The organism is Actinomycetospora sp. TBRC 11914 (assembly GCF_012933465.1).
In the GTDB taxonomy this organism is placed as follows: Bacteria; Actinomycetota; Actinomycetes; order Mycobacteriales; family Pseudonocardiaceae; genus Actinomycetospora.
This window is the reverse complement of the sequence record NZ_JABBND010000006.1, coordinates 154,121-176,010: the sequence shown is the minus strand read 5'-3', so window position 1 is coordinate 176,010 and position 21,890 is coordinate 154,121. Positions and strand designations below refer to the sequence as shown.

At 73.1% G+C, this 21,890-nt stretch carries 25 protein-coding genes and 4 tRNA genes; 13 read left to right on the top strand and 16 right to left on the bottom strand.

Annotated features, from left to right (window positions below; genetic code table 11):
• Positions 1-224 precede the first annotated feature (224 nt).
• The 3 genes from HH311_RS12700 to HH311_RS12690 are packed head-to-tail and all read right to left on the bottom strand — an operon-like array spanning position 225 to position 5,109.
• Complete coding sequence (locus tag HH311_RS12700) at positions 225-2,750, bottom strand: RNA helicase (protein ID WP_169184019.1); 2,526 nt, start codon at positions 2,748-2,750, stop codon at positions 225-227.
• 47 nt (positions 2,751-2,797) lie between these two features.
• A complete protein-coding gene (locus HH311_RS12695) occupies positions 2,798-4,189 on the bottom strand; it encodes an MFS transporter (protein WP_169184018.1) in 1,392 nt (463 codons plus the stop codon).
• Positions 4,186-5,109: an amidohydrolase family protein gene (locus tag HH311_RS12690; protein WP_169184017.1), complete on the bottom strand. Its 924-nt coding sequence runs from the start codon at positions 5,107-5,109 to the stop codon at positions 4,186-4,188. The genes HH311_RS12695 and HH311_RS12690 overlap by 4 nt, the downstream gene beginning before the upstream one ends.
• A 155-nt stretch (positions 5,110-5,264) precedes the next feature.
• Between HH311_RS12690 and HH311_RS12685 the strand changes: the two genes are divergently transcribed.
• On the top strand, positions 5,265-5,927 hold the full coding sequence (locus HH311_RS12685; RefSeq protein ID WP_169184016.1) for a GntR family transcriptional regulator: 663 nt from the start codon (positions 5,265-5,267) through the stop codon (positions 5,925-5,927).
• A 63-nt stretch (positions 5,928-5,990) separates the two neighbouring features.
• A complete protein-coding gene (locus HH311_RS12680; protein WP_169184015.1) occupies positions 5,991-6,368 on the top strand; it encodes a hypothetical protein in 378 nt (125 codons plus the stop codon).
• A gap of 5 nt (positions 6,369-6,373) precedes the next feature.
• Here the strand turns inward: HH311_RS12680 and HH311_RS12675 are convergent, their stop codons facing one another.
• A complete protein-coding gene (locus HH311_RS12675; protein ID WP_169184014.1) occupies positions 6,374-6,622 on the bottom strand; it encodes a hypothetical protein in 249 nt (82 codons plus the stop codon).
• An 83-nt stretch (positions 6,623-6,705) separates the two neighbouring features.
• Here HH311_RS12675 and HH311_RS12670 point away from each other — a divergent pair, with 83 nt between their 5' ends.
• From HH311_RS12670 to HH311_RS12650, 5 genes are all read left to right on the top strand, one after another.
• The gene (locus HH311_RS12670; RefSeq protein ID WP_312030112.1) at positions 6,706-7,377 is read left to right on the top strand and encodes a 50S ribosomal protein L11 methyltransferase; all 672 of its coding nucleotides are present in this window, start codon (positions 6,706-6,708) and stop codon (positions 7,375-7,377) included.
• 87 nt (positions 7,378-7,464) lie between these two features.
• On the top strand, positions 7,465-8,691 hold the full coding sequence (locus HH311_RS12665) for an NADH:flavin oxidoreductase/NADH oxidase (RefSeq protein ID WP_312030111.1): 1,227 nt from the start codon (positions 7,465-7,467) through the stop codon (positions 8,689-8,691).
• A gap of 121 nt (positions 8,692-8,812) precedes the next feature.
• Positions 8,813-9,784, top strand: coding sequence for an NADPH:quinone oxidoreductase family protein (locus HH311_RS12660; RefSeq protein WP_169184013.1), 972 nt, complete (start codon positions 8,813-8,815; stop codon positions 9,782-9,784).
• A 92-nt stretch (positions 9,785-9,876) separates the two neighbouring features.
• Positions 9,877-10,665, top strand: a complete 789-nt coding sequence (locus HH311_RS12655) for an alpha/beta fold hydrolase (RefSeq protein WP_169184012.1) — start codon at positions 9,877-9,879, stop codon at positions 10,663-10,665.
• A gap of 2 nt (positions 10,666-10,667) precedes the next feature.
• Positions 10,668-11,108, top strand: a complete 441-nt coding sequence (locus HH311_RS12650; protein ID WP_169184011.1) for an OsmC family protein — start codon at positions 10,668-10,670, stop codon at positions 11,106-11,108.
• A 3-nt stretch (positions 11,109-11,111) separates the two neighbouring features.
• Here the strand turns inward: HH311_RS12650 and HH311_RS33280 are convergent, their stop codons facing one another.
• On the bottom strand, positions 11,112-11,828 hold the full coding sequence (locus tag HH311_RS33280) for an IclR family transcriptional regulator C-terminal domain-containing protein (RefSeq protein ID WP_211190153.1): 717 nt from the start codon (positions 11,826-11,828) through the stop codon (positions 11,112-11,114).
• A gap of 74 nt (positions 11,829-11,902) precedes the next feature.
• Entirely contained in the window at positions 11,903-13,033 is a 1,131-nt protein-coding gene (locus tag HH311_RS12640; protein ID WP_169184010.1) for a hypothetical protein, read from the bottom strand.
• Positions 13,034-13,388: 355 nt separating this feature from the next.
• On the opposite strand from HH311_RS12640, the gene HH311_RS12635 reads away from it, so the two are divergent.
• Positions 13,389-14,096 carry an SGNH/GDSL hydrolase family protein gene (locus HH311_RS12635; RefSeq protein WP_169184009.1) on the top strand — a complete coding sequence of 236 codons (708 nt, stop codon included), beginning with the start codon at positions 13,389-13,391 and terminating at the stop codon, positions 14,094-14,096.
• 47 nt (positions 14,097-14,143) lie between these two features.
• Here HH311_RS12635 and HH311_RS12630 read toward each other — a convergent pair.
• The 4 genes from HH311_RS12630 to HH311_RS12615 all read right to left on the bottom strand — a co-directional run bounded on the left by HH311_RS12630 (position 14,144) and on the right by HH311_RS12615 (position 14,925).
• A tRNA-Val gene (locus tag HH311_RS12630) sits at positions 14,144-14,218 on the bottom strand.
• A gap of 1 nt (position 14,219) precedes the next feature.
• A tRNA-Cys gene (locus HH311_RS12625) sits at positions 14,220-14,291 on the bottom strand.
• Positions 14,292-14,335: 44 nt separating this feature from the next.
• Positions 14,336-14,408, bottom strand: a tRNA-Gly gene (locus HH311_RS12620).
• Positions 14,409-14,505: 97 nt separating this feature from the next.
• Positions 14,506-14,925 (bottom strand): SsgA family sporulation/cell division regulator, encoded by a 420-nt coding sequence (locus tag HH311_RS12615; protein ID WP_169184008.1) that lies wholly within the window; start codon positions 14,923-14,925, stop codon positions 14,506-14,508.
• Positions 14,926-15,163: 238 nt separating this feature from the next.
• Between HH311_RS12615 and HH311_RS12610 the strand changes: the two genes are divergently transcribed.
• From HH311_RS12610 to HH311_RS12595, 4 genes are all read left to right on the top strand, one after another.
• Positions 15,164-15,805 carry a sigma-70 family RNA polymerase sigma factor gene (locus tag HH311_RS12610; protein ID WP_312030110.1) on the top strand — a complete coding sequence of 214 codons (642 nt, stop codon included), beginning with the start codon at positions 15,164-15,166 and terminating at the stop codon, positions 15,803-15,805.
• Positions 15,802-16,641, top strand: a complete 840-nt coding sequence (locus tag HH311_RS12605; protein WP_169184006.1) for an anti-sigma factor — start codon at positions 15,802-15,804, stop codon at positions 16,639-16,641. Before HH311_RS12610 ends, HH311_RS12605 begins: the two co-directional genes overlap by 4 nt.
• 73 nt (positions 16,642-16,714) lie before the next feature.
• Positions 16,715-17,185, top strand: a complete 471-nt coding sequence (locus HH311_RS12600; RefSeq protein WP_169184005.1) for a TIGR02611 family protein — start codon at positions 16,715-16,717, stop codon at positions 17,183-17,185.
• 20 nt (positions 17,186-17,205) lie between these two features.
• Positions 17,206-17,280: transfer RNA gene (locus HH311_RS12595), tRNA-Val, on the top strand.
• A 94-nt stretch (positions 17,281-17,374) separates the two neighbouring features.
• Here HH311_RS12595 and HH311_RS12590 read toward each other — a convergent pair.
• The 6 genes from HH311_RS12590 to HH311_RS12565 are packed head-to-tail and all read right to left on the bottom strand — an operon-like array spanning position 17,375 to position 21,004.
• On the bottom strand, positions 17,375-18,580 hold the full coding sequence (locus HH311_RS12590; protein ID WP_169184004.1) for a site-specific integrase: 1,206 nt from the start codon (positions 18,578-18,580) through the stop codon (positions 17,375-17,377).
• The gene (locus tag HH311_RS12585) at positions 18,580-18,762 is read right to left on the bottom strand and encodes a helix-turn-helix domain-containing protein (protein ID WP_169184003.1); all 183 of its coding nucleotides are present in this window, start codon (positions 18,760-18,762) and stop codon (positions 18,580-18,582) included. Before HH311_RS12585 ends, HH311_RS12590 begins: the two co-directional genes overlap by 1 nt.
• A 16-nt stretch (positions 18,763-18,778) precedes the next feature.
• Entirely contained in the window at positions 18,779-18,994 is a 216-nt protein-coding gene (locus HH311_RS12580) for a hypothetical protein (RefSeq protein ID WP_169184002.1), read from the bottom strand.
• Entirely contained in the window at positions 18,991-20,235 is a 1,245-nt protein-coding gene (locus tag HH311_RS12575) for a hypothetical protein (protein ID WP_169184001.1), read from the bottom strand. The genes HH311_RS12580 and HH311_RS12575 overlap by 4 nt, the downstream gene beginning before the upstream one ends.
• Positions 20,235-20,594 (bottom strand): WhiB family transcriptional regulator, encoded by a 360-nt coding sequence (locus HH311_RS12570; protein WP_169184000.1) that lies wholly within the window; start codon positions 20,592-20,594, stop codon positions 20,235-20,237. Before HH311_RS12570 ends, HH311_RS12575 begins: the two co-directional genes overlap by 1 nt.
• A 2-nt stretch (positions 20,595-20,596) precedes the next feature.
• Positions 20,597-21,004 carry a hypothetical protein gene (locus HH311_RS12565; protein WP_169183999.1) on the bottom strand — a complete coding sequence of 136 codons (408 nt, stop codon included), beginning with the start codon at positions 21,002-21,004 and terminating at the stop codon, positions 20,597-20,599.
• A gap of 139 nt (positions 21,005-21,143) precedes the next feature.
• On the opposite strand from HH311_RS12565, the gene HH311_RS12560 reads away from it, so the two are divergent.
• On the top strand, positions 21,144-21,887 hold the full coding sequence (locus tag HH311_RS12560) for a helix-turn-helix transcriptional regulator (RefSeq protein WP_169183998.1): 744 nt from the start codon (positions 21,144-21,146) through the stop codon (positions 21,885-21,887).
• Positions 21,888-21,890: the final 3 nt, after the last annotated feature.

The window sequence follows — 21,890 nt, the reverse complement described above, 5'->3', positions numbered from 1 at the left end:
CGACCCGGCGCCACACGAAGCGTCGAGCACTCCGGCCGCCCACCTTTTTCGACGCTGCCGAGCGGGTGATGCACGTTCAGCGGATCGGACCGCTCCCGGCCGAGTGGACCTGGAGGGCTCCCCTGCCGACCATGAGGGTCCACTCGGGCTGGGAGACCCCGGCGAGTGGACCTGGAGGGCTCCCGTGCCGACCATGAGGGTCCACTCGGCGAGGCGGTGAGGTCTCAGACGGCCGGGAAGGGCCCCACGTGGTCCACGTGCACCACGGCAGCGCCGACCTCGTCGGAGGCGTCGAGGTCGACGGTGGCGGTGATGCCCCAGTCGTGGTCGCCCTCAGGGTCGTCGAACACCTGGCGTACCTCCCAGGACCGTCCGTGCTCGGTCACCCGGAAGAGCGCCGGACCCCGGGCGTCGGGGCCGGCGCCGAGGGTGGCGTACTCGGCGAAGTAGCGCTCCATCGCCGAGGCCCACTCCTCCTCCGACGGCCCCTCGTCCGGGGCGAGCTCGGCGAGCTCGAGCGGGGACCGGCGGGCGAAGAGCACGACGCGACGGAAGAGCTCGTTGCGCACCAGCACCCGGAAGGCGCGCTCGTTGCGGGTGACCGGCGGCGGGCCCTGGTCGACGGGGGCCGCATCCGAGCCCGCGGCATCCAGTTCGGAGGGATTCGAGAGCGTCTCCCACTCGTCGAGCAGCGACGAGTCGGTCTGGCGGACGAGCTCGCCGAGCCAGGCGATGAGGTCGTCGAGGTCGTCGGTGCCCGCGCTCTCGGGGATCGTCTGGCGCAGGGCGCGGTAGGCGTCGGTGAGGTAGCGCAGGACGAGGCCCTCGGACCGCGCGATCTTGTAGTGCGAGACGAACTCGACGAAGGTCATCGCGCGCTCGTAGAGATCGCGGACGACCGCCTTCGGGGAGAGCTCGGCGTCGCCGACCCAGGGGTGGCCCTTGCGGTAGGTCTCGAACGCCGGTTCCAGGAGCTCGACCAGCGGCTTCGGCCAGGTGATCTCCTCGAGGCGCTCCATCCGCTCCTCGTACTCGATCCCCTCGGCCTTCATCGCACCCACGGCCTCGCCGCGGGCGGCGTTCTCCTGGGCGCGCAGCACCTGCTTGGGGTCGTCGAGCGTCGACTCGACGACCGAAACGAGGTCGAGTGCGTAGGTCGGCGACTCGTCGTCGAGCAGCTCGAACGCGGCCAGCGCGAACGGCGAGAGCGGCTGGTTGAGGGCGAAGTCGACCTGGAGGTCGTCGACGAGGCGCACGGTGCGCCCGGCGTCGTCGGGCTCGGGAAGGATCTCGACGACATCGGCCTCGAGCAGTCCCCGGAAGAGCTGGATCGCGCGGAGGATCAGCCGCCGCTGGGTGGGCCGGTCGGCGTGGTTGTCCTCGAGCAGGTGGCGCATCGCGGGCAGGAAGGGCCCGGGGCGCTGGGCGACCTGCAGCAGCATCGCCGTGGTGATCCGCATCTGGCTGGTGAGCTGCTCGGGCTGGGCCTCGACGAGCTTCTCCATGGTGCGCTCCGACCACGAGACGAACCCGTCCGGCGGCTTCACCCGCACGACGCGCCGCTGCTTCTTGACGTCGTCGCCGGCCTTGGCGAGGCGCTTGGCGTTCTCCACCTCGTGCTCCGGGGCCTGCACGACGACGTAGCCGGCCACGTCGTACCCGGCGCGTCCCGCGCGCCCGGCGACCTGGTGGAACTCCCGTGCGCGCAGGTGGCGCACTCGCTGGCCGTCGAACTTGGTCAGCGCGGTGAACAGCACCGTGCGGATCGGGATGTTGATCCCGACGCCGAGGGTGTCGGTGCCGCAGATGAGCTTGAGCAGCCCGGCCTGGGCGAGGGTCTCCACGAGCCGGCGGTACTTGGGGAGCATGCCGGCGTGGTGCACGCCGATGCCGTGGCGCACCAGCCGGGACAATGTCTTCCCGAACCCGGCGGTGAACCGGAAGGCGCCGATGAGCTCGGTGATCTGCTCCTTCTCGGCCTTCGTCGTGACGTTGAGGCTCATCAGCGCCTGCGCCTGCTCGACGGCGGCCGCCTGCGTGGTGTGCACGATGTACACCGGCGCCTGCTGCCCCGAGATCAGCTCGGAGATCGTCTCGTGCAGCGGGGTGGTCGACCAGCGGAACGACAGCGGCACCGGGCGCTCGGTGTGCGCGACGACGGCGGTCTCGCGGCCGGTGCGCCGGGTCAGGTCCTCCTGGAAGAAGGAGACGTCGCCGAGGGTGGCCGACATCAGCAGGAACTGCGCCTGCGGCAGCTCGATCAGCGGCACCTGCCAGGCCCAGCCGCGGTCCGGGTCGGCGTAGAAGTGGAACTCGTCCATCACGACCTGGCCGATGTCGGCCCGATCGCCCTCGCGCAGCGCCCAGTTCGCGAGCACCTCGGCGGTGCAGCAGATGACGGGTGCCTCGGGGTTGACCGCGGCGTCGCCGGTGAGCATCCCGACGTTCGCATAGCCCAGCTGGGAGCCCAGCGCGAAGAACTTCTCGCTGACCAGCGCCTTGATCGGCGCGGTGTAGACGGTGCGCTCGCCGCGGGACATCGCGGCGACGTGGGCGCCGAGCGCGATGAGCGACTTCCCCGACCCGGTGGGGGTGGAGACGATGACGTTGGCGCCGGTCACCAGCTCGATGAGCGCCTCGGCCTGGGCCGGGTAGAGATCCAGACCCCGTTCGGCGGCCCAGGCGGAGAACCCCTCGAACAGCTCGTCGGGGTCGGCGCCGGGCGTGGGGAGGAGGGTCGGGGTGCTCATCACCTCCATTGTCCTCCGACGGCGGCCGCCCCGGACGACGACCGTGGTCAGGCCGACGCGGGGCTCACCGCCGGGGTGCGGTCGAGGGGACGTTGCCGGGTCCGCGGGCCGAAGACGGCGACGACGAGGGCGCCGACGATCCAGGTGGCCGCGATGAACACGAAGACGCTGCGGTAGCCCGAGCCGGTGTAGAGCGCCGCGATGATCAGCGGTCCGGCGGCGTTCGACAACCGTCCGACGCCGTAGGAGATCCCGGTGCCGAGCGAGCGGGTGCGGGTGTCGAACAGCTCGGGGGAGTACGCGTAGGCCAGCGCCGTGTAGCCGCGCTCGACGAGGTTGACCAGGAAGCCGAAGACCACGATCAGCACCGGGTCGAACGTCAGGCCGTAGAGCAGGCCGAACACCCCGATGGCCGCGCCGAACACCGCGAGGCACCACTTCCGCTCGACGCGGTCGACGACGGCGGCCGCGAGGAGGCAGCCCAGCGGCGCGCCCACCGTGGTGAGCGCGACGTAGAAGATCGAGCTCTCCACGCTGAAGCCCTGCTTGGCCAGCAGCGTCGGCGCCCAGCTCGAGTAGCCGAAGAAGCCGATGGTCTGGGTGACCCACAGGACGCAGAGCAGCAGCGTGGGCAGCAGCACCCGCCGTCGCAGGAGCAGGCGCCAGCGGGGCTCGTCGGGAGCGGCACCGTCGACGGCCGGTGCGGCCGCCGTCGTCGTCGGGACCTCCGGCGCGGGCAGCGGCCCGTGCTCGGCCTCGACGCGGGCCTCGATCGAGCGCAGGACCTCGTCGGCGCGCTCGGTCTCGCCGCGGCTCTCCAGCCAGCGGGGCGACTCGGCGAGGTGGCGCAGGAAGAACACGAACGCCAGCCCCAGGGCGCCCCAGAGGAAGACCAGCCGCCAGGTCCAGGGCGCGACGGGCACCAGCGCGCTGGCCAGGAGGCTCGTCGCCGGGGTCCCGCAGATGCCGATCGCGATGGCGTAGGCCTGGTAGCGGCCGCGCACGGCGGCGGGGAAGAGCTCGGAGAGGTAGATGACCGCGACCACCGTCATCGCGGCGAGCCCGGCCGAGGTGAGGAACCGGAACACCCCGAGCGAGACGACGTCCCAGGCGAACACCGAGGCGAGGGAGAACAGCCCGAAGAACACCGTCGTCGCGGTGAGGGCGCGCTTGCGGCCGATCCGGTCGGCGAGGGCGGCGGCGACGATCGAGCCGAGGAACATCCCGACGAACGACGTCGAGGTCACGTAGGCGACCTGGTTCACCGTCACGCCCCAGAGCTTGAGCAGCCGCGGCGCGGTGACGGCGAAGGTGTTGATGTCGGCGAACTCGAAGAAGTAGGCGAACGACACCGCGACCAGCGTGATCTTGTGGAAGCGGCTGATCGGGAGCCGGTCGAGCCGCTCCTGCGCGGTCGGGGCGGTGAGGGGTGCGCTCACGAGCCGGCCTCCTCGGGCCAGTACAGCCGCATCGGGTTGTCGACGAGGAGGCGCTGTCGCGCCTGCTCGGTCGGCGCGACGTGGACGATGTGGTCGACGAGCAGGCCGTCGTCGGGCATGTGGTCGGTGAGGTTGGGGTGGGGCCAGTCGGTGCCCCAGAGCACGCGGTCGCCGAACTCGGAGACGGTGCGCCGGGCGAACGGCACGACGTCGCGGTAGGCGTCGCGCTCCCCGTCGAGGGCGGGCGGGCCGGTGACCGAGAGCCGCTCGGGGCAGCTCACCTTGACCCACACGTCGTGGCGGTCGACGAACCGCAGGAAGTGGGTGTAGTCGCCGTCCACGTCGCGGGTGACGTCGGGCCGGCCCATGTGGTCGACCACGAGCGGGACCGGGAGCCCGCCGAGGACGCCCTCGAGCTCGTCGAGCGAGTCGGCCTCGAAGTAGACGACGGCGTGCCAGCCCAGCGGGGCGATCTTCGCGGCGATCGTCGCCAGGTCGTCCGCGGGCGCGGCGTCGACGAGCCGCTTGAGGAAGTTGAAGCGCACGCCGCGCACGCCGGCGTCGTGCAGCCGGGCGAGCTCGGCGGCGCTGACGTCCGGCCGCACGGTGGCCACCCCGCGGGCACGGGTCCCGGCGGCGCGCACGGCGTCGACCATCGCGCTGTTGTCGGCCCCGTGGCAGGTCGCCTGCACGACGACGTTGCGGGTCACGCCGAGGTGGTCGCGGAGGGCGAAGAGCTCGTCGCGGCCGGCGTCGGTGGGCGTGTACCTGCGCTCCGGCGCGTAGGGGAAGACCACGCCGGGCCCGAAGACGTGGCAGTGCGCGTCGACCGTGCCCGGGGGCAGCGCGAGCGTCGGGACCGACGGGTGGCGGTGGTGGTCCAGCCAGCCCGGGGTCGGGCTGAAGGTCGGTGAACCCACGGTGGTCCTCCCGGTGTCGCTGGGGCGTGCTCACTGTCCATGCACGCCACGATCGACGCAAGGATTGGCGACAATGTTGGCGAAATTACTGGCGCCTGGCAGGCTGGCCTCGGCGGACGCGTACTGTCCGCTCCGGCCGGACGTCGGAGGTGGGGATGAGTGCGGTGACCTCGACCGCGGGCACGGCGGAGGACGTCGTCGACCTCGTGCGCACGGCGATCCACCAGGGCGAGTTCGCCCCCAACCAGCGTCTCGTCGAGGCCGACCTCTCGGTCTGGTTCGGCGCCAGCCGCGCCGCGGTGCGCACCGCCCTGCTCCAGCTCACCGCCGAGGGCCTCGTCGAGCGGGTGCAGAACCGCGGGGCGCGGGTGCGCGCGGTGTCGCTGGAGGAGGCCATCGAGATCTGCGAGGTCCGCATGGTCGTCGAGGGGCTGTGTGCCGCGAAGGCCGCGCAGCGTGCCTCGGAGGACGACCTGGACGGGCTGCGCGAGATCGCGGCCGGTATGCGCCATGCCGTCGAGGCCGGCGACGTCTTCGCCTACTCCGAGCTCAACCGGCGGCTGCACGCCGCGGTCCGGACGGTCGCCGGCCAGCACGTGGCCGCGGGGGTCCTCGAGCGGCTGCGCGGCCAGAACGTCCGCCACCAGTTCCGGCTGGCCCTGCTGCCCGGCCGGGCGTCGGTCTCGCTGCCGCAGCACCTCGAGATCGTCGACGCGATCTGCGCCCGCGACCCCGAGCGCGCCGAGGCCGCGATGCGGGCCCACCTGGCGAGCGTGATCGACACGCTCCCGCAGGTGGGCTCGTCGCCCGTGCACTGAGGGTGCGCCGGTCGGGTCGCCGGCCTCACGGGTAGCGATCCGGCGACCGGGTACCTCGGGCGCATGTCGCGTCGTTCGTCCACGTCCTGGATCCCCCGCGTGCTCGGGGCGGCCACCGCCGCCTACAGCGTCGCGATCATCGCCAAGCCCGAGCTCTTCGCCCGTCCCACGAAGCTGGCGTCCGACCGGGAGGAGATCCCGCGCGGCACCGCCATCGGCATCCGCGCCCTCGGTGGGCGCGACCTCGCGTCCGGGCTGGCCATGGCGTTCGCGCCCGAGGGGACGCCGTTGCGGACGGCGGTCGCGGTCCGCGTCGGGTCCGACGTCGTCGACCTCGTCCTGCTCGGCACGACGCTGCCCGACCGGCAGGCCCGGGCGAAGGCGGCCGTGGTCGCCGCGGGGTGGGGCGCGCTGTGCGCCGTGGGTCTCTGGGCCGCCTGAGCGGCTCAGGCGGTGTTCTGGTCCGCCGGCGCCGGGTCCGGGGCGGGTTCGACCCGCAGGTGGTAGACACCGGCTCCGGCCGCCAGCGGGTGCAGGTCGTAGTGGTGCACGACCTTCGGGCCGTCGTGGAGGTGGGTGTGGGTCACCGTCGGCAGCGGGGCGCCGTGACGCGCCTCCCGGACCTCGACACGGCCGTCGAGCGGGCCCCCGAGGTAGAGCAGCACGGCGTCCTCCGAGTCGTGGTCGTCGGACATGGGCTGCCTCCCCGAGGTCTCGCGGTTGCCGAACAGGGTAGGTCGGAGGCCGCGGGTGCGCTGCGTCCGTCCGGGGTCATCTCGTGACGTCGGGTGAGCAGGGGCCCACGGATGGTGGTGCGGGGGAGCTCGACGCGCAGGTGACGGGCTGGACCGCACCCGGCACGGCGCCGCTCGTCGGTGAGGTGACGCTGCTGCTCGCCGACGACATCCACCGCGCCTGGTCGCAGGCCGACGAGGAGGCGCCGCCGTTCTGGGCGTTCGCGTGGGCGGGCGGGCAGGCCCTCGCGCGGCACGTGCTGGACCATCCCGACGTCGTCCGTGGTCGCCGGGTCCTCGACCTCGCGACCGGCTCCGGCATCGTCGCCATCGCCGCCGCGCGGGCCGGGGCGCTGCACGTCGTCGCCTCGGACTCCGACGCCCGCGCGCGGATCGCGGCGATCCGCAACGCCCGGCTCAACGGGGTGAGCCTCGACGTCGTCGGGGACCTGGTCACCGAGGACGCGGCGGACGTCGCGCTGGACGTCGACGTGGTGCTCGCCGGCGACGTCTTCTACGAGCAGCCGATGGCGCGCCTGGTGCTCGACTTCCTCGACGAGGCCGTGGGGGCGGGGATCGACGTGCTGGTCGGCGACCCCGGGCGGGAGTACCTGCCCCGGAAGCGCGTGACCCCGCTCGCGACCTACGACGTGCCCGGCACCGCCGACCTCGAGGGCCGCGCGGTGACGCCGACGACGGTGCACCGGTTGACCTGACGCCCGTGAGCGCGGCTCCCCACGAGGGGATACCTGCCCGCAACACGATGGGCCGCCACCGGAAACGGTTGCGCACAATCATCGACGGTGAGTCCCCTCCGTCAACCCGAAAGGCTGACCGTGCCCGACCTCTTCTCCCCGTTCACCCTCAAGGGCGTCACGCTGCGCAACCGCATCGGGATGTCGCCCATGACGATGCACGCGTGCGAGGACCGCAGCGGCAAGATGAACGACTACCACCTGATGTACCTCGGGGCCCGCGCCGCGGGCGGGTTCGGGCTGGTGTTCCCGGAGCAGATCGCGATCGTCCCCGAGGGCCGCACCACGGTCGACTGTGCCGGTCTCTGGAGCGACGAGCAAATCGAGGGCCACGCGCGGGTCACCGGGATCATCCGCCGGCAGGGCGGCGTCGCGGGCATCCAGCTCGGGCACACCGGCCGCAAGGGCAGCGAGGTCGCCGCGCACGGGCAGGTCGGCGAGTACGGGCCGGGCGCGGCCCTCCCGCCGGACCACGACCGCGGCTGGCTGGTCTCCGGGCCGTCGGACATCCCCTACGGCGGCGACCACCACTACCCGGTGCACGCCCTGACGACGGACGAGATCCGGGGCCTCCACCGCGCCTACGCCGACGCCGCCCGGCGGGCCGCCGACGCCGGCTACGAGTGGCTCGAGATGCACTTCGCGCACGGCTACCTCGGCGCCGAGTTCTTCTCGCCGCTGGCCAACCAGCGCGACGACGAGTACGGCGGGTCGCTGGAGAACCGGGCCCGCTTCCTGCTCGAGGCGCTCGACGCCGTCCGCGAGGTGTGGCCCGAGCGCTACCCGCTGACGATGCGGCTCGGCTCGGACGACTTCCACCCCGGCGGCGTCCAGTTCGACGAGTCCGTCCAGGCGGTGGGCTGGATGGCCGAGCACGGCCTCGACGCCGCCGACATGAGCCTCGGCTTCAACACCGACGACATGGCGACGAAGCCGCCGATGAACGACCCGGGCTTCATGCTCGAGCGCTCCGCGCGGGTGAAGCGCGAGGTCGGGATCCCGACGGTGTGCTCGTGGAACCTGGGCGTCCCCCAGAACGCCGACCGGGCGATCACGACCGGCATGACCGACGTCGTCCTGCTCGGCCGGCCCGCCCTCTCCAACCCGCACTGGCCGGTCTGGGCGGCCCGCGAGCTCGGCCACGAGGCGCCCTTCTCGCTCCTGCCCGACGACTGGCGCCACTGGCTGGAGAACTTCCGGGGTCACGCGCCCTCGATCGGCCTACCGCCCGCGGGGTCCTGGACGGCGACGCCGGAGGACGGGGTCGCGGCGTAGCGCCGGAGGCGCCCTCCGGCCCGGTCGGTGATCCACGTCTAGGGTCCCGACGACGGGTGTGCGTGCGTTCCCGTGCTCCGGCACGGGGCGCACGCACGAGGCCGGAGGCCGGAGGAGACGCATGCGCGCGGTGCAGGTGACCACGCTCGAGGGACCCGACGCCGTCGAGGTCGTGGAGCTCGACGAGCCGGTCGCCGGCCCGGACCAGGTGCTCGTCGACGTCGAGGCCGCCGGCGTGGTGTTCCCCGACCTGCTGCTGACCCGCGGCGAGTACCAGATGCGCCCGGAGCTGCCGTTCGTGCTGGGCTCGGAGATCGCCGGCACCGTCCGCACGGCGCCCGACGGGTCCGGCTTCGCGTCGGGGGACCGGGTCGCGGCGCTGTGCGTCGTCGGCGGGTTCGCCGAGCGTGCGCTCGCCCCGGTCGACCAGACCTTCCGGCTGCCCGACGCGGTGTCCTCCGACGTCGGCGCCGGCCTGCCGATGAACTACCTGACCGCGCACTTCGTGCTCGGGCAGCGCGGCCGGCTCGCCGAGGGCGACACCGTGCTCGTCCACGGGGCAGCCGGCGGGGTGGGGATCGCGTCGATCCAGTTCGCCAAGGCCCAGGGCGCCACCGTGATCGCCGTGGTGTCGACCGAGGGCAAGGCCGAGGTGGCCCGCGCCGCGGGCGCCGACCACACCGTGCTGGTGGACGGCTTCAAGGACGCCGCCCGGGAGATCACCGGCGGGGCGGGCGTGGACATCGTCGTCGACCCGGTCGGCGGCGACCGCTTCACCGACTCGCTGCGCAGCCTGCGCCGCGGCGGGCGCGTCCTCGTCGTGGGGTTCACCGCCGGCGAGATCCCGACGGTGAAGGTGAACCGGCTGCTCCTGGGCAACACCGAGGTCATCGGCGCGGCCTGGGGCGAGTGGGCGTGGGGCACCCCCGGCTTCATGCGCGAGCAGTGGGACGAGCTGTACGACGACATCGCGTCGGGCCGGCTCGCGCCCCCGGTCAGCGCCACCTACCCGCTGGCGCAGACGGCGGCCGCGGTCGGCGAGCTCGCCGAGCGGCGGGTCACCGGCAAGGTCGTGGTCCACCCCCAGGAGTGAGTCGCGGCAGGTGCGCTCCGCGCTCGTGAGCACTTTCTGGTGCTATAGCACCAGAAAGTGCTCACGAGGCCGAAGGCCACCCAGGAGGTTCCGTGCTCGCCCACTCGCGCTCCGGGAACGGGGAGCCGCTGATCCTCGTCCACGGCATCACGCACCGCCGGCAGGGCTGGGACACGGTGACGCCGTACCTCGAGCCCGAGCACGAGGTGATCGCCGTCGACCTGCCCGGCCACGGCGAGTCGCAGGACGTCGCGGCCGACTTCGACGGGTCCATCTCCTACCTCGTGGACGCCGTCGAGGAGCTCGCGCGCGACCTCGGGCTCGAGCGCTGGCACGTCGCCGGCAACTCCCTCGGCGGGCTGATCGCGCTGGAGCTCGCGGCGCGCGGCGGCGTCTCCTCCGCGACGGCGCTCTCCCCGGGCGGGTTCTGGTCGCCGGTGGGCCGGCTGTGGGCGAGGACCGTGCTCGGCGGCGCCAGCGCCCTCCTGAAGCGGATGAGCCCCGAGCAGCTCGACCGCGCGCTCGCCAGCTCGGCGGGCCGCGCCGCGCTCACCGGGCTGATCGTCGCCCACCCCGGCCGGCAGGACCCCGCGGTGCTCGCCGCCGACCTGCAGGGGCTCGCCCGCCCGCGGGACGGCTTCGCGACGATGCTGGCCGCCCTCGACCGCTGGACGGTGCCGCGCCGCTCCGACGTGCCGACCATGGTGGCCTGGGGCAACCGCGACTACCTGCTGCCGCGGGCCCAGATCCGCCGGCTGCGCACCGTGCTGCCCGACGCCCACGTCGTGGTGCTGCCCGGCTGCGGGCACATCCCGATGGCGGACGACCCGGCGCTCGTCGCCGAGGTGATCCTCGGCAACGCCCGGCTCGCGCGGCGGTAGCAATGGCCCACGAGTACCGGCTGACGGTCGACTGGCACGACGACCCCGGCACCGTCGACTACCGCTCCTACACCCGCGACCACGTCGTCACCGTCGAGGGCAAGCCGGCCCTCGACGGGTCCGCCGACCGCGCCTTCCGCGGGAACCGGGCGCGCTGGAACCCCGAGGAGCTCCTCGTCGCGGCGCTCTCGCAGTGCCACCTGCTGAGCTTCCTGCACGCGGCCGCCGACGCCGGCGTCGTCGTCACCGCCTACACCGACCACCCGGTGGGACGGATGACCAAGGACGACGACGGCGGGTGGTCGTTCGCGTCGGTGGTGCTGCACCCCGCGGTGACCACCACCGATCCCGGTGCGGACCTGGCCCCGCTGCACCACCGGGCCCACGAGGACTGCTTCATCGCCCGGTCGGTGGCGTTCCCGGTGACCGTCGAGCCGGCGTGACCCTCAGCGGTACCAGAGCCGGTGGGCGGTGCGTGCCACGTCGGTGACGGCGTCGATCACGGCGCCCTCCCGGTCGGCCAGTCGACGCGCCGGCATCGAGACCGCGAGGCAGGCGGCCACCCGGCCGTCGGGGTCGGCCACCGGGGCCGCGACGCAGGCGAAGCCGTCGGCGAACTCCTCGCGGTCCAGCGCGTAGCCGTCGCGGCGCACCCGGGCGAGGTCGGCGTCGAGCGCGGCCGGGTTCGTGAGGGTGTTCCGGGTGTAGCGCCGCCAGGGTCCGGCATCGTCGAGACGGGCTCGGCGGGCGCGGGAGAAGGCCATGAGGGCCTTCGCCGCGGCGAGCGCGTGGGCGCTCGTCGGGGGCACCCGGGAGGGGAGGTCGGGGATGCGGGCGAGGCGCTCGTGGCCCCGGACGTCGAGGAGGTCGACGTGGTCGTCGTCGGTCCACTCGGCCAGGTAGGCACGGGCCCGGGTGCGACGGTGCAGCTCGGTGACGGCGTCCGCGAGGACCGTCGGGAGCGGGGTGGGCCCGCTCCGGACCCGGTAGGTGCCCTCCGGTGTCGCCTCGGCGTGGCCGGCCGCGACCAGCGACTCGACGGTCCGCCGGGTCGCGTCGAGCGGGCGGCCGAGGTGGGTGCGGGCGCTGGGCAGGTCGAGGCCCTCGGGGTTGGCGGCGAGCAGGCGCAGGGCGCGCAGCGCACCGGGCGCAGCGGTCGTCACCCGTCGGAGTCTAGATCAGACCCGTCGCGATGAGTGACGATCCGCTGCGCCGATCGAGCTAATCAGCGGGCGACTCAGTAGCCGGAGGACCCGTAGGAGTCACCGGACGCGGCCGGGGCCGGGGCGGGGGCGGCACCGGCGTTGGCCCCACCGGCGTTCGTGCCACCGGTGTTCGTGCCACCGGTGTTCGTGCCGCCGGCGTCGGTCCCGCCGGTCTTGGCCCCGGCGGCCGGCGCGTTCGGCGCGACCGCCTTGCCCTCGGGGTTGAGGGCCTTCCACGTGCCGCCGACGCCGTTGCCCGTGGTGTCGCCGGGCTTGGTGTCCTTGGCGTAGCGGTAGAGCGGCCAGCCGTTGAGGGTCATCTGCTTGGTGCCGTCGGGCCGGTCGACGGTGCCGACCTTGTCCGGGTTCACGCCCTTGAGCCACGGGGTGTCGCCGGCGAGCACCGGGGGCCAGGCCGTCGCACAGGCGCCGGTGCAGGTCGCGTTCGCCGGCTTGTTCGAGTCCTTGGTGTACTCGTAGACGGTGTAGCCGTCGCTGGTGGCGACCAGGCCGAGCGGCGTCTCGCGGGTGGAGAGGTTCGGGCCGGTCAGCGAGCTGACGGACGCCGGCGCGGCGGCCGTCGTCGCGGGCGCGCTCGAGGACGACGTGCCCCAGTGCGCGATCGCGACGTAGCCCGCCGCGCCGGCGGCGACCGCAGCCGCGGCCACCAGCGCGAGGAGCACCCGACGCTTCCCGCGGCCGGTCCCGGTGCGGCGCTCACCGCGCCGGTGCCCGGAGCCGACGGGCAACGGGCCGCTGGGGTGCCCGTCGCGGGGGTCGTACCCCGCGGGGCTGTACCCGGGCGGCTCGTACCCGGCCGGGGCGGCGTCGTAGGCGGTGGCCTCGTAGCGGGGCTCGGACTGCGCGTGGCGCACGGTCGGCTCGGCGGCCTGCCGGGCGGTGGGACCGGCGGCGCGGGGGTCCGCGGCCGGCCACCCCCCGGTGCGCGGCGCCGCCGCCTGGGGTCCGGAGTACGGCCCGACCGCGGGCTGGCCACCCGAGTAGGGGCCGGCGGTCGGGGTCGGACCGGACCAGGGCGCCGCGGGCTGCGGGCCCGACCACGGAGCCTGCGGGCCGGCCGCGGCGTCGTGCCGGCCCGCCGTGTCGCGGGGGACCGGGATGCCGAACTCCGGGCGCGGGTCCTGCTGCAGGTCGGGGCGCATGGACGAGAACCTCCGGTGATGGGGAGCGGGGCCCGCCGCGGCGTCGGGGGAAGCCGCGGCGAGCGCAGCGACGACGGTAGGCAGGCCCGCGCCCGCCGGTCCCGGACCTGAGAACGTGACCGTTCCGAGGCCGCGCAGGGGGCCTCGTCGTGCGGCAAACGGCGCCCGAGGCGGCCGGACGTCTGCTGCGACTACTCCGAACGCCGACACGCGCCTTCAGGTCGGCCGTTCATCGCCACTCACCGCGTCCGGGCCACGATCGAGGGTCACTGGACGGAGTGACGCTGCCGCTGCCCCTGCAACGGTGACCGCGCCCCCGACGAGTTCCCCCGGGAGGCCCGTCCGAGGGGAGACCATGCGCATCGTCGTCGTGACCGCGGTCGTCGTCCTGGCCGTGCTGGGTGGGCTGGTCGTCGTCACGGCGGCGGACAGCCGGGCGGCCGCCGAGGTCCACGCGGCCCCGCCGCCGCGCGCCGCGGCCGCCTCACCCGCCGTGCTCGGCGTGATCGGCGACTCCTTCGCGGCCGGCACCGGCGAGGTGGCCGGCCGGGGGTTCCCGGTGGTGCTCGCCGAGCGGGTGGGCTGGCGCGCGACCACGACCGCCGTCCCGGGGACGGGCTACGTGGCCCACCCGGGCGGGACCCGGCCCTACGACGGGCAGGTCGCGGCGATGGTCGCGGCCCGGCCGAGCGTCCTCGTCGTCGAGGGATCGCAGAACGACGGGCACTCCGACCCCGGGCAGGTGGGCGCGGCGGCGACCGCGCTGTACGTGCGGCTGCACCGGGAGCTGCCGGGGACGAAGGTCGTCGTCGTGGGCCCGGTCGCGTCGAACTCGGCGCAGGCGGCCGCGCTCGCGGGCGTGGACGCCGCCGTCGGTGACGCGGCCCGCGCGGCGGGGCTGCCCTACGTCGACGCGATCGGCGAGGGGTGGTTCACCGACGCGCAGGCATCCCTGATCGGCCCCGACCACATCCACCCGACGACGGCCGGCCACGCGCGGATCGCGGATCTGCTGGGCGCTGACCTCGTCCGGCTCGGGGCCGTGCCGCCGGCACGGACCTGAGCCCGGGGACGAGAAAGGCCCTGGTCACCGTGGTGACCAGGGCCTGGTGGTGGGCGATACTGGGATTGAACCAGTGACCTCTACCGTGTCAAGGTAGCGCTCTCCCACTGAGCTAATCGCCCGAGGCGGAGGCGGGAATCGAACCCGCGTACAGGGCTTTGCAGGCCCTTGCCTAAACCACTCGGCCACTCCGCCGGGAGTTCGGAGAACGGCCCGGCGCCGAGGGGGCCTGCCTCCCGAGCGGACGACGGGACTCGAACCCGCGACCCTCACCTTGGCAAGGTGATGCGCTACCAACTGCGCTACGTCCGCATGTCATCGGTGGGAATCCTCGGTGAAGTCCGCGCTCCCTGCCGACGACCTGAACTCTACTGCATCGTGCGCGCCCCCCGTCGAGGGGGGTCGAAGATCAGGAGGGGTCCGTGGACAGCAGCAGCCCCAGGGCGTGCTCGAGGTCGAGCCAGTCGTCCTCGGCGCCCGGCTCGATCACCTCGTGGGTCCGCTGGAGGAACTCCGAGACCTCGCGCGAGAGCGCGCGGAAGGTCGCGTGACCCGACGGCGAGGAGAGCTCGATCTCCACGGACTCGCCCTCGGCGGGGCGGATGCGGACGTCGCCGTCGCCGGCGGTGTCGATCAGGCCCTCGGTGAGGAGGTCCCGCGAGAAGACCCACTCGACCCAGCCGGCGCGCCCGGTCCGGAAGGCGGCCTGCACGGCGTAGGGGTCGCGGGTGTCGTAGCGGAGCTCGACCTGGACCGGCACGGGCGGGTTGGGCGGTCCGATCAGGTCGAAGACCGCCGTGGAGCGGATCGTGACGTGGTCGTTGTGCATTCGAAGGCTGCCTTTCGCGCACGCTGCTGTCGAAGTGGGGAACGACCGGCGGCCGGGCCTGTGACGCCGGTTCACCCGGCTCACGCACCGAGAGCATCGTAGGAGTACCCGGTCGAGGCCTTACATGGTCCGGTTCCGTAACGACGCACCCTCCCTGCCGGAGCGGCTGCGGACCCCCGAGAGCACTAGCCTGTGCAGCGTCTTGCCCGGACACGCGACGATGACGCAGGAGAGAGCCGTGTCGGACGCCTCGCAGCGCGCAGCCGAGCTGGCTGCGCAGCGTGACGACGCGGCCGAGAACGGTGTGACCGACGCCACACTCCTCGACGCGGTGGCGACGCGGGCACCGCGGTCGCTGGAGGAGTTCTACGACCGCTTCTCCCGGCGGGCCTACTCCCTCGCCCGACGCGTCTGTGTGGACGAATCGATTGCGGAAGACGTCGTCCAGGAGGTGTTCCTGCTGGTCTGGCGCCAGCCGGAGCGCTACGACCCGGCCCGGGGCAGCGTCGCGACCTGGCTCATGACGATGGTCCACCACCGGGCCGTCGACGCCGTCCGCCGCGAGGCCGTCCGGCGCCGGCGCACGGTTGCGCCGGGTGAGGACGGTGACGAGTGGCTCCCACCCGGTCCGGGGGCCGACGAGGCCGCGCTGGACGCCGTCGTCGCCGGGCACGTCCGCGAGGCGCTGGCCGCGCTCCCCACCGAGCAGCGGGAGGCCCTGACGCTCGCGTACTTCGGCGGCTTCACCCAGCGTGAGGTCGCGAGCATCGCGGGCATCCCCCTCGGGACGGTGAAGTCGCGGATGTTCACCGCGGTCCGGACCCTCCGCGGGTTGCTCGAGGGCCAGGTCGACCGGGGCGCCGAGGAGGGGTCGGCGTGACCACTCCACTGCCCGCGTCCCCGGACGGCCACCCGGAGCTCGCCGTCGCCTGGGTCCTGCACGGCCTCGAGCCCGAGGAGGACGTGGCCTTCACCGCACACCTGGGTGACTGTCCGGGCTGTCTGCGCATCGTCGCCGAGACCGAGGAGGTCACGACGCTGCTCGGGTCGGCGGTGGAGCCGGGGGCCCCGCCGTCGTCGTTGCGGGACCGGATCCTGGCGGAGGCCGGTGAGTCCTCCAGTTCCGGTTCCGGTGCCAGCGAAGCGTCGTTGCTTGCATCCAGTGACAGGAAAGCCCCGTCGTCGAACGTCGTCCCGCTGCGGCGCCCGGAGCGCGGGGGCTGGATCCGCCGCACCACGGCCGTCGTCGCCGTCGCGGCCGTGCTCGCCCTCGTCGTCGCGGTCGGTGGCCTTATCGCGGCCAACCGGTCGCTCGCCGAGCAGCGCGACGCCGCGGCCGCCGCCGCCGCGCGCGGCCAGGAGGTCACGGAGATGCTCGACGCCGCCGCGCAGCCCGGCGTCCCGCACGCGGTGCTCGCGACCCCGCAGGGGAACTTCGTGGGCCTCGTCGTCGACAAGGGGCAGGGCCCCGAGGTCATGGCGTCGGGGCTCGCCCCCGCCGACCCCGACCACACCTACGTCCTCTGGGGTCTCGCCGGACGGAAACCGGTCGGGCTGACGACGTTCGAGATGTCCGGTTCGGGGCCCGTTGTGCAGTCCGTACCCTCGGTACAGGCGGCCGGACCGTTCGCCGGGTTCGCGGTCTCCCTCGAGCCCGGTCACACCGTGCCCGCCACGCCGACGCAGGTCGTCGCGAGCGGTCAGACGGCGGGCTGACCGACCGGGGCCCCGACGCCGGCGAGCCGTGACCGACCCCCGGCACCCGCCGGCCGACGCCCCAGGGAAGGCGATGACGCATCTACCGGCGAGTCCCGACGTCGAGTCCTCCCGAGCTCCCCACGACGGCCGCCTGCACGCTCTGCGGGTCCGGCTCGTGGCCTTCCGGGCGCGGGTGCGGGCCCGGCCGGGGTGGAACCTGCTGTGGCGGATCGGGATCGGGGTGCTGGGCACGGCCGTGCTGGTGCTCGGGGTCCTCGCGATCCCGTACCCGGGTCCGGGCTGGCTGATCGTCTTCGCCGGGCTCGGGATCCTCGCCACCGAGTTCACGTGGGCGGGCCGCGTCCTCCGCGTCGCCCGGCGGTACTACGACCGCTGGGTGGCGTGGGTGCGCCGCCAGAACCGGGTCGTCCAGGCCCTGCTGGGCCTCGCGACGCTGGCCGTGGTCCTGACGACGCTGTGGCTGCTCGACGCCCTGTGGCTCGTCGCGCGGATCGTCGGCCTCGGTCACTGGACCTGGCTGCACAGCCCGATCATGGCGTGAGTTAGGCTGGGAGACGCTGCGGGCGATTAGCTCAGGGGGAGAGCGCTTCGTTCACACCGAAGAGGTCACTGGTTCGATCCCAGTATCGCCCACCAGCAAAGGCCCTGGTCAGCGACTCAGCAGAGTCGAGGACCAGGGCCTTCGTCGTTCCCGACCATGATCCATGCAGCAGAAATGCAGCAGCGGATATCACCGCTCGTCCTCCTCGTCGTCGGTCAGGGCGGCGAGGATGCGGCTCGTGTCGGCCGTCCTCCGCGTGTAGAGGTCAAGGGTCGTGGAGGCCCGCTCGTGCCCCATGACCCGCTGAACCATGTTCGGCGGGACCCCGTCGTCGACCAGCCAGGTCGCGTACGAGTGGCGCAGGTCGTGGAAGCGCAGCCCCCCGAAGTGGCGCCGAGAGACCTCCATCACCGCCTGGTAGTAGGTCCGCGTGCTCAGGGACTGCTCGTCGCCGCCGCGGTCGCGCCAGACCGCGAGGAAGCCGTTGCCGTCCGCGCTGACGTCGCCGATGAACCCGGCCCGCACCAGCGAGGGCCGCCACACCCGAGCGCGGAACGCGGTCCGCCCGATCGGGCCCTGAATCTCGTTGGCGAACACCGGCGAGGTGGCCGGCGAGGGCCAGCGCTCGACGTGCTCGGCGACCAGGCGGCGCACCCACGCCGGGATCGGGACCTCGCGCCGGCCCGCGACCGACTTGGGGAACGGCTTGAACGACCGGTGCCCAGCGACCTCGACGACCGTCCGAACCACCCGCAGGACGCCCGCCTCGAGGTCCAGCGCATCATCCATCAGCCCGGCGACCTCACCCCAACGCAGCCCACAGCCGGCGGCGGTGGCGATCAGCGCCCGGTGCTGTTCCGGGACCTGGGGAAGCAGGACCTGACGCAGCGTCGGCCGGCTGATGATCTGCTCGTCGGTGTCGGTCTTGCGGCGCTTCGGGACACGAACGTCGAGTGCCGGGTTGAAGGCGATCAGCCGATTGCGGACCGCCGAGCGCAGCACCGCCGAGGTCAGCCGATGAGCTTCGGCGACCGTGGCCCGCGAGCGACGGTGGCCGAGGTCGGTGACCCAGGACTGCATGGACAGGTGATCGATCTTCCCAAGCGGCCACGACTCCCACTGCGGCAGCACGTGAGTACGCATCACCGAACGATCTCTGGCGGCGGTGGTGCGCTCGGTATTCCACGAGGCCATCCAGGCGGTGGCGTGGTCACCGAAGGTGGTCCGCCCGGCATGGGGCGAGACGTAGAGGCCGCGGCTCTTGGCGGACTCGGTCTCGGCGAGGAACGCGTCGGCTTCCTTCTTGGTCGTGAACGTCTTCGACCGCTGGGTGCTGGTCGGGTCGCGCCAGAACACCCGCCACTTCTTGTTCTCGACCTTCTGGACCCAGCCCATCAAGCGGCCTTGTCGACCGCTGCGCCGTTGAGCCAAGCGTGGAAGCGCTCGCGTGGGATGAGCCAGCGCCGGCCCATCCGCACGGCGGGGATACGGCCCTCGCGCACGGCCTCGTAGGTCGCGCTGCGGGCGGTGCCGAGCATCGCGGCGACCTCTTCCACGGTGTAGGTCAGCAGCTCCATGACTTCCTCCTGCGGATCAACGGCTGGTGTCAGCGGCGCGGTCGGTGGCGGCGCCGAGTTGGTGGGCGAACGCGCCGGCCCCGGAGGAGACGGCGGGTCCGAGGGCGGGGAAGGCAGCGAAGAGCAGACAGAGCGTCACGACCCCGAATAGGACGGCGGCCCCGGCGCGGCGGCTCTTGGCGAGCAGCAGTGTCAAGAGGAAGGCGATGACGACGATCGCGGCGAGGCTCATGCCGCCCACCCCTCGGCCGTCTGGTCCGGGCGTCGGCCGTGGCGGGTGATGCGGTCGCAATACTCGCCGTAGGACCCGAGGTAGGGCGCGCGGAGGCGGACGAGCTCGTGGCCGGGCGCGGAGAGGTAGGCGATGCCGGGGTCGGCGTTGGCGTGGGTCGGCCCGAGCTTGCGGGCGTCCTCGCCGTGCAGCATCACCAACGACTCGCCCGGCACCCGGAACGAGAGCCGCAGCGCGAACTGGTCCCTGGCGTAGCCGCCGCCCACGGCGTTGGCCTCGAACCGCTGGGCCAACATCAGGACCCGGAACGCGGCCTTGCGGCCCTCGGAGACCAGTCGCAGCACGGTCGAGGTGATCCGCTCGGCGAGCTTCTTGTCCTTGGCCTGGGCCGCGCGTAGTAGACCGGGGAACTCCTCGAGCACGACCAGGACCAGCGGGTTCTGCACGGTGGGTCGGACCTTGTCCTGCCGCGGTGGCATGGCGTCGAGGCGGCGGTCCATCTCCGCAGCGAGGGTGTCGAGCAGCGCGGCGTGCGCGGCCAGGTCCTTCGTACCGGTGACCTGCCACTTGCGGTGGGTGGTGTCGTCCCAGGCTCGGCCGAGGACGAGGCCGGTGATGTCGGAGCCTCCGATGAGTACGTCGGGGGCGGCGCAGACCTGGGTGAGCAGTCCGTAGGTGAAGGCGGACTTGCCGGCGCCGTTCTGGCCTTGCACGGCGAGGTGGGCGGCGTCGGCGAGGGCGTGAGCGAGGCTTGTGCCGTCCTCGGTGCGGCCGAGCAGGACCGGCTCGTCGGCTCGCGAGGTCGTCATGGCCGCGAGTGGGAAGGACTCGCGCAGTGGGTCGTGACGCAGCAGCATGACCCGAACCCAGCGCCCGGCCAGGGGCTCGATCCGCAGACCGTGGCCCCCGAGGGTGTGCGCGAGGCGGTCGGCGTGGGCGGTGATGTCGTCGGGTTCGCCGCCGGGCAGCAGCTCGACCGAGAACGCCACCCCGGGCCGGCTGCGCAGGGCGCCGAAGCGGGGGGTGCGGATGGTGACCCCGGTCGGCATGGGGATGTACTGGCAGAGCCCGACGCCGGTGCAGGCCTCGCGCCACAGCCCGCGGAGGTCCTCCTCGAGGCGGCGGTGGTCCTCGAGGCGGCGGTGCTCGGACCACCGGTCCCGCAGTCGGCCCAGCAATCCACGTGAGCGGCGCTGGTCGTGTCGGATGGTGCGGGTGGCGGGGGAGTGGTCGGCGGTCATCAGGCGGCCCTCCGCTCTTGGCAGCGGGCGCACAGTTCGCCGTCGACGGCGGGCATCGGGAATAACAGCGCGCAGGCCGGGCACATCGGCTCGACGTCGGCGACCGGGTCCGGCACGCCAGCGGCGCGAGCGCGGCGGATCGCCCGGCGGTCGGTGGGGGTGGTGACCGCCCACAGGCCGTGCTCCTGGCCGGTGTCTAGTGCCCAGCGTAAGCACGCTGTCGAGACAGGGCAGGCGCCGCAGATCGGGGCGATGGCCATGCGGTGGCGGGCGACGATCACGCTCGTGTCGTCGTCACTCGGTGGGAAGAACAGTTCGGGGTCGACATCGCGGCAGGCCGCGTGCTTCTGCCGGCTCATCGTCAGGCTGCCTCGGCGGTCTCGGCCGACCGGCGCCCGCCCGAGCGCTGATGCCCGGATGGGCGGATGGCCTCGGCGTTGAACTGCACGTCGACGCCCTTGCCGCCGTTGCGGGCCTGTCGGACCTTGGCGACCAGGCCGACGAGCTCGACCTGCGAGTAGGGCGCGAGCTCGGGCGCCTCGTGGCTGATGATGCGGACGCCGTGCAGTTCGTGGCGGCCATCGCGGCCGGTGGGGAGCATGACGTCGTAGACGCGTACGGGCGCCCCGGTGGCCTCGTCGAGCAGGGGCTCGCCGGAGGAGCGACGGCCGTTGGGCCCGTCCTCCCAGCGCTCCATGGTCTGCGCGTGGCCAGTAGCGACGGCTTGCATCTGGTTTGTGTCGATGGGGGCGTTGAACTCGAACATCATGAGTCACCTCGTGGTTGGTGGTGCTGTGGAACACCTCGAAGGCTCCGCAAATCCGAGGGACGGCCCTACCGCACGGAGGGACATCTCAGGACGTCTTCGATAGAATGAAGTCGTCCCTAATCGTGGGGGAGGCGGACACATGGCGAACGAACGTCTGCGCGACGCGCTCGCGACCGCCGGCCTCACGACCACGGACGCGGCTGAGGTGGTCGGGGTTGACGCCAAGACCGTCGAGCGGTGGATGACGCAGGACCGCACCCCGTACGCCCGTCATCGCGGCAAGCTCGCGGCGCTGGTCGAGCTGAGCGAGTCCTACCTGTGGCCAGCGGCAGTCCCACCCGCACGGCAGGCCAAGATCGCCGAGTCCGAGATCGTTGCCGCTTACCCGCACCGCCGGACGATCCCGGGGGACCTGTGGGACGAGCTGCTCGATCGCACCACTGACCGTATCGACGTCCTCGTGCACGCCGGCCAGTTCCTCGCCGAGCAGCACGACGTCGTGACGTTGCTGGGTGAGAAGGCGCGGGCGGGTGTGACCGTGCGGATCAACTTCGGGCGCCCGGGGAGCGACTCGGTCGAGCTGCGCAGCGAAGAGGAGGGATTGGGGCCTGACGTCCTCGCCGCCCGCATCCGTTACGGGCTCACTGCCTATCGCCCGCTACGCAAAATCCCGGGCATCGAGTTTCGCTTTCACGAGACGACCCTCTACAACTCGATCTTTCGATTCGACGAGCAGATGATCGTCAACATGCACGTCTATGGAGTGGCTGGAGCTCACGCACCTGCGCTCCACTTACGGAAGTTGGGACCCGGAGACCTCTTCGAGACCTACGCACGTAGCTTCGTCGACGTCTGGAATAAGTCGCAACCAGCGGAATGGTGATTC